This is a genomic window from Sutterella massiliensis, assembly GCF_016899755.1.
Taxonomy (GTDB): Bacteria; Pseudomonadota; Gammaproteobacteria; order Burkholderiales; family Burkholderiaceae_F; genus Sutterella; species Sutterella massiliensis.
The window spans coordinates 1-235 of record NZ_JACJJC010000546.1 but is presented as its reverse complement, the minus strand read 5'-3'; the positions used below and the strand labels follow the sequence as shown (position 1 = coordinate 235).

Below are 235 nucleotides of genomic sequence, written 5' to 3'. Positions count from 1 at the left end.
CCTCTGGGTCGTGGCAGCAGGTGCGCACCGGTGCCGGTATCGGCTGGATTCCTTCGAGCAAGCTCTCAACCAAGGTGATCGCGCCTCCTGCGAAGCCCAAGGTGTATAACTATGCCAAGGCCTTCACTGCGGTGAAGGTGAAGGCTGCTGCGAGTTCGGCGAACGTGGTCTCGATTCACCGTCAGACCAAGGTTGAGGTGCTGGGCAAGAGTGGGTCCTGGACGAAGGTCGTGGT

The 235-nt window shown here is 60.4% G+C and carries 1 protein-coding gene; it reads left to right on the top strand.

Translation table 11 applies throughout. From position 1 onward, the window contains the following. On the top strand, window positions 1-235 hold a 235-nt coding region (locus tag H6A60_RS13645; RefSeq protein WP_205105417.1), incomplete at both ends, for an SH3 domain-containing protein.